This is a genomic window from Curtobacterium sp. HSID17257 (assembly GCF_003989515.1).
Taxonomy (GTDB): Bacteria; Actinomycetota; Actinomycetes; order Actinomycetales; family Microbacteriaceae; genus Curtobacterium.
In genome coordinates this window covers 1-5,422 of record NZ_RBLU01000167.1, presented here as the reverse complement: position 1 = coordinate 5,422, position 5,422 = coordinate 1, and the positions used below count along the sequence as shown (strand labels likewise).

The following is a 5,422-nucleotide window of genomic DNA, read 5'->3' as shown; positions in this document are numbered from 1 at the left end:
GCCACCGGCGAGACCGCCGACGGAACCGCCGCCGCGGGCTGCTCAGGTGTCGTCGGGCGTGTCCCGCTCGCTGCGGACGGCCCCGCGGCCGGTCCGCCGTCCGGGGCGACGGAGCAGCCGGATCGCGTCCGGCCGGAGCCGCCGTCCGCGCTGCAGCAGTGCGCCGAGCGTCGACTTCGGCTGCCACTCGCGGCCGTTCGGCAGGCCCCACCCGCGCTTGACGGCGCCGTACCGGAGTCCGAGCGACAGCACGATCGCGGCGATGATGCCGATCGACGGCGACCCGAGGTACGAGGCCACCACCATCACCGCGGACGCCGCGACGGCCACGGTCGCGTACAGCGCGTTCCCACCGAACACCGCGGGCACACGCCGGAGCAGCAGGTCGCGCATCGCCCCACCACCGACCGCGGTGATGGTGCCCATGATGATCGCGGCGGGCCAGCCCAGTCCGGCGTCGAAGGTCCGCTGCACCCCGACCACGGACCAGAACCCGATGACGGCGGCGTCGAGCACGGTGAAGAGCCGGTCCCAGGTGAGCTCGGAGAACGACACGAGGAACGCGACCAGCGCGCCGGCGATCGCCACCGGCAGGTAGAGCGGGTCGACGAGCGCGACCGGCGGGCCGTTCTGCAGCAGGGTGTCGCGGAGCATGCCGCCGCCGAGCCCGGAGACGAAGCCGACCACGAGGAACCCGAACAGGTCGAAGTCCATCGTGCGCGCGAGCGATCCGCCCAGCAGCGCCGAGGCGAACACGCCCGCGAGGTCGAGCACGTTGGTGACCGACGCCAGGGCCTCCGGGGTCAGCACGTTCATGAGAACAATCAAACCCCACGTCGCAGGAGTGGCGAGCCGAGTGCTGGTTAGGTTAGCCTCACCTTCGCCATGATCGCCACCCTCGTCATCGGCCTCCGCGAAGGCCTCGAAGCGACGCTCATCGTCGGCATCATCGCCGCGTTCCTCCGTCGCAACCGCGCGCCCCTCGCCCCGATGTGGGCCGGCGTCGGGCTCGCCGTCGCGCTGAGCATCGCGGTCGGCTTCGGGCTGCAGCTCGTCGAGCAGGCCCTGCCGCAGGCCCAGCAGGAGGGCATGGAGACGATCATCGGCGCCGTCGCGGTGGTCTTCGTCACCGGGATGATCGTCTGGATGCGCACCCACGCGCGCACGCTGTCGCGGGACCTGCAGGCCAGCGCCTCGGCCGCGCTCGGGCGCGGCACGGCGTGGGCCCTCGCCGGCATGGCGTTCCTCGCCGTCCTCAAGGAGGGCTTCGAGACCTCGGTCTTCCTCCTCGCGACCTTCCAGGCGTCGTCCGACACCGGCTCGGCCGCCCTCGGCGCGGTCGTCGGCATCGCCGTCGCGGTGGCGATCGGGTACGGCATCTACACCGGTGGCGTCCGCCTCGACCTCGGCCGGTTCTTCACCGGCACCGGCGTCTTCCTCGTCTTCGTCGCCGGTGGCCTCGTGCTGACGGCGCTGCGGCACGCGCACGAGGCCGGCTGGATCGTCGTCGGCCAGCAGCGCACCGTCGACCTCGGCTGGCTCGCCCCGAACGGGTCGCTCCGCGGCGCCCTGGTCACCGGCGTGCTCGGCATCCCCGCCGACCCGCGCGTGATCGAGGTGACCGGCTGGCTCCTCTACGTCGTGCCCGTCCTGGCGATCGCGGTCTGGCCGCGCCGCTGGCGACCGTCGGTCGCCCGCATCCCGCTGGTCCGTGCTGCGGTCGCCGCCGGGCTCGCGGCCACGGCGGTCGTCCTGGCCCTGGCCGTCCCCAGCACGGGCGTCGACCTGCCGCGCACGACCACGGTCTCCGGCGACGCACGCTCCGTCACGGCCGACGTCGACGGTGCGGCCGCCGTCCTGCACGTCACCGGCACCGGCCGGGAGGCGCGCACCACCCTCCCCGCGTCGGACCACCGCCGCGTGACCCGCTCCGGCACCGCAGCCGACCGCTGGCAGGTCACCGAGGACGTCCCGGCGACCGGGCGTCCGACCTCGCTGACGCTCGACGACCTCGTCGGCCTGTTCGGTCGGGTCCCCGTCGGCATCTCGCCGAGCACGAACCCCGGGCCGTTCGCGGCCCGGTGGACCGTCCGCGACACCGTCGCCCTGACCACCGTCGGTGGGGGCGTCCTGGACGCGACCCGCTCGGAACGCGACGTGCTCACGCTGAGCGGTGGGGGCCTCCCGGCCGCCCGGACCACCACGCTGGAACGCACGGTGTGGGCGGTGCCGACGGACCATGTCGACCGCGCGGCCGCGGACCTGGCAGCCGCGCACACCCGCGCTGCCGAGCTGCGGCTCTGGGACACCTGGCTGCCGGTCGTGCTCCTGTTCGCCGCGGCCGCCCAGGCGCTGCTCGCCCTCCGCGACCGCCGTCGTGCGGTCGCCCCACCGACCACCACCCCCGGAACCGACCCGTCGCGCGGACCGCCCGCCGACGTCCCTGCAAGGAGCCTCGACCATGCCGTTCGGTAGGACCGCCCGCACCCGCGCCGCCCACCCCCTGGCCGCCCGCCCCCTGATCGTCCTCGGCGCCCTCGGCACCGCCACCGCCCTCGCGCTGACCGGCTGTTCTGCCGGATCGCCCGCCGACGACGCCTCGAGCGGCACCGGGAAGGTCTCCCGCGTCACCATCACCCTGACGAACGACGGGTCCGACGCCTGCGCCGTGTCGACCACGAAGGTCCCCGCGGGCCCCGTCACGTTCACCGTGCACAACGAGTCGTCCACCGCCATCACCGAGGTGGAGCTCCTGCAGGACCAGCGCATCCTGGGCGAGAAGGAGAACCTCGCCCCCGGGCTCGACGCCGTCCGCTTCACGGCCACGCTGAGCGGTGGGGAGTACCAGGTGTACTGCCCGGGTGCCGAGCACGAGCTCACCGACTTCACCGTGACCGGCAAGGCCGCGTCGACCGCGAACAGCAGCGCGGCCACCCTGCTCGCCGACGGCGCGAAGGGCTACGCGACCTACGTCGACGGCCAGGTCACCGACATGGTGGCGGCCGTGCAGCAGCTGCAGCACGACGTCGACGCCGGCGACCTGGAGGCGGCGAAGCGCGACTACGCGGCGGCCCGTCCGTTCTACGAGCACGTCGAGAGCGACGTCGACGGCTTCGTGAAGCAGGGCTTCTCGGCCACCGACAACGCCGGCAACCTCGACTACCTGATCGACATGCGCGCGTCGAACCTCGACGACGCCGTCGGCTGGAGCGGCTTCCACGCCGTCGAGAAGGACCTGTTCCAGGCCGGCGCGATCACCGCGTCGACGAAGGAGACCGCGGCCGCACTGACCGCCGACGTCGAGCTCCTCGCGAAGCGCGTGCCGTCGATCGAGTACAAGCCCGAGGACCTGGCGAACGGCGCGGCCGGGCTGCTCGAGGAGGTCCAGTCGAACAAGATCACCGGGGAGGAGGAGGCGTACAGCCACATCGACCTCGTCGACCTCGCCGCGAACGTCGAGGGCGCCCGGCAGGCCTTCGCGTACCTCAAGCCCGGCCTGACGAAGGTCGACCCGGCGCTGACGAAGCAGATCGCGACCCAGTTCGACACCACGAACACGCTGATGGACGGGTTCCGCGACGCGGACTCGCTCGGCGGCTTCGCCACGTGGGACGACGCCGCGAAGGCGGAGGACGCCAACCGCATCTCGCAGCAGGTCCAGGCACTGCAGGACCCGCTGTCGCGCCTCGCCGAGAAGGTCGCGACGGCGTGACCGACTCCCGGTTCTCCCGTCGCGGGCTGATCGGCGCCGGGCTCGCGGCCGCCGGTGCGGGCGTCGGAGCCGTCGCGGGCGTCGCCGGGTCGGCGGCCGCGACCGGGGTCGACCCGTTCACGGCTGCGGCGAACGGCGACGAGTCGATCGACCTGTCGCAGGCGGTCCCGTTCTACGCGACCGCCGCCCGGCAGCCCCAGGGCGGCATCCGCACGACCCCGCAGCGGCACTGCGTCTTCATGGTGTTCGACCTGACCGCCTCGACCGCGACCGAGCTGCAGGTCCTGCTCGCCCGCTGGTCGGCCGCGATCGCGCAGCTGCAGGCCGGCCGGACGATCGGCAGCGTGGAACCCGCGCACGGCGACGGCGTCGGTGCCGACACCGGCGAGGCGCTCGACCTCGGTCCGGCCTCGCTCACCGTCACCGTCGGGCTCGGCCCCGGGGTGTTCGACGAGCGCTTCGGCCTCGCCGCGAAGCGTCCGGCGCACCTGGCCGCGATCCCCACGCTGCCCAGTGACAGCCTCGACGAGCAGCTGACCGGTGGAGACCTGTCGCTGCAGGCCTGCGCCGACGACCCGCAGGTGGCGTACCACGCGGTGCGCGACCTGGCGCGGATGGCCCGTGGCACCGCGACCGTGCGCTGGACCGTGATCGGCTTCGGTCGCGCCTCGGCCGGTCCCACGCAGTCGACGCCGCGCAACCTGATGGGCTTCAAGGACGGCACGCGCAACGTGACCACCGACGCCGAGTACGACCGCTTCGTGTGGCTCGACGACGACGCCGGGTGGATGGCCGGCGGCACCTACCAGGTGGTGCGGAAGATCCGGATGAACCTGGAGACCTGGGACGCCGACGTCGTCAGCGACCAGCAGCGGGTGTTCGGCCGGACGAAGGTCGAGGGGGCGCCCCTGTCCGGCGGGACCGAGCACACGACGCCGGACTTCCACGCCCGGGCGCCGCACGGCACCGAAGGCGGGACCGCGATCGACGCGCGCTCGCACGTCGCCCTCGCGGCGCACGAGAACAACGGTGGCGTGAAGATCCTGCGGCGCGGGTACAACTACACGGACGGGCTGAACCAGTACGGCCAGCTCGACGCCGGACTCCTCTTCGCGGCGTACGTGAACGACCCGGAGCACTTCACGCGTCTGCAGCGGAAGCTCGGGGCGTCCGACCGGTTGAACGAGTACGTGTCCCACATCGGGTCCGGTGTCTTCGCCGTGCCGCCTGCGCCGCGGAAGGGCTCGTACATCGGGGAGCAGCTCTTCCACTGATCCGCCGCAGGCAGGAGGTGGGTGCCCTCCGTCGTTTCCCTGGAGACGGAGAGCACCCGCGCCGCGGAGTCCGGCGGACGGAACCACCGTCCGCCCCCTGGGGGACGACCCGGCACGGCGCATCGCGGTGCGACAGGGGGAGCGTACCTCGCGAGGCCGGCGTGGGGCAGTGGCCGTCCGGGATCGGACAGTGGAACGGGCCGCCCCACCTGGTGGGGCGGCCCGTCGCGCGGCCGGGAGGCGCGGTGTCAGTCCGTCAGGACCGGCCCGTCCTCGACGGTGCGCTTCCGGCGTGCGAGCACGAGTGCCACGGCTCCGGCGAGCAGCAGGACGCCGGCGGCGATGCCCGGGAGCACCAGGTCCGCGCCGGTGAACGCCAGGTCGCCGCGGGCGGCACCCGGTCGACCGGCGTCCGCGACGCCGGTGCCGGTACCGA

5 protein-coding genes are annotated in these 5,422 nt (G+C 73.6%); 3 read left to right on the top strand and 2 right to left on the bottom strand.

The genetic code is table 11. The features are described 5' to 3' along the window. Positions 1-42 precede the first annotated feature (42 nt). The gene (locus tag D8M35_RS15370; RefSeq protein WP_126892617.1) at positions 43-816 is read right to left on the bottom strand and encodes a trimeric intracellular cation channel family protein; all 774 of its coding nucleotides are present in this window, start codon (positions 814-816) and stop codon (positions 43-45) included. Between the two features lie 69 nt (positions 817-885). On the opposite strand from D8M35_RS15370, the gene efeU reads away from it, so the two are divergent. From efeU to D8M35_RS15355, 3 genes are read left to right on the top strand one after another with little or no spacing between them, the layout of a single operon-like run. Then, a complete protein-coding gene (efeU, locus tag D8M35_RS15365) occupies positions 886-2,475 on the top strand; it encodes an iron uptake transporter permease EfeU (RefSeq protein WP_126892616.1) in 1,590 nt (529 codons plus the stop codon). Then, positions 2,462-3,712: an iron uptake system protein EfeO gene (gene efeO / locus D8M35_RS15360; RefSeq protein ID WP_126892615.1), complete on the top strand. Its 1,251-nt coding sequence runs from the start codon at positions 2,462-2,464 to the stop codon at positions 3,710-3,712. The genes efeU and efeO overlap by 14 nt, the downstream gene beginning before the upstream one ends. Then, positions 3,709-4,986: a Dyp-type peroxidase gene (locus D8M35_RS15355; RefSeq protein WP_126892614.1), complete on the top strand. Its 1,278-nt coding sequence runs from the start codon at positions 3,709-3,711 to the stop codon at positions 4,984-4,986. The genes efeO and D8M35_RS15355 overlap by 4 nt, the downstream gene beginning before the upstream one ends. 248 nt (positions 4,987-5,234) lie before the next feature. Here D8M35_RS15355 and D8M35_RS15350 read toward each other — a convergent pair. Next, positions 5,235-5,422, bottom strand: a 188-nt coding sequence (locus D8M35_RS15350) for an LPXTG cell wall anchor domain-containing protein (protein ID WP_126892613.1), incomplete at its 5' end; no start/stop codon positions are given.

Excerpts from the sequence above, each read along its gene's own strand:
- efeU (WP_126892616.1), top strand. The coding sequence starts at position 886 with ATGATCGCCACCCTCGTCATCGGCCTCCGCGAAGGCCTCGAAGCGACG.
- efeO (WP_126892615.1), top strand. The coding sequence starts at position 2,462 with ATGCCGTTCGGTAGGACCGCCCGCACCCGCGCCGCCCACCCCCTGGCC.
- D8M35_RS15370 (WP_126892617.1), bottom strand. The coding sequence starts at position 816 with ATGAACGTGCTGACCCCGGAGGCCCTGGCGTCGGTCACCAACGTGCTC.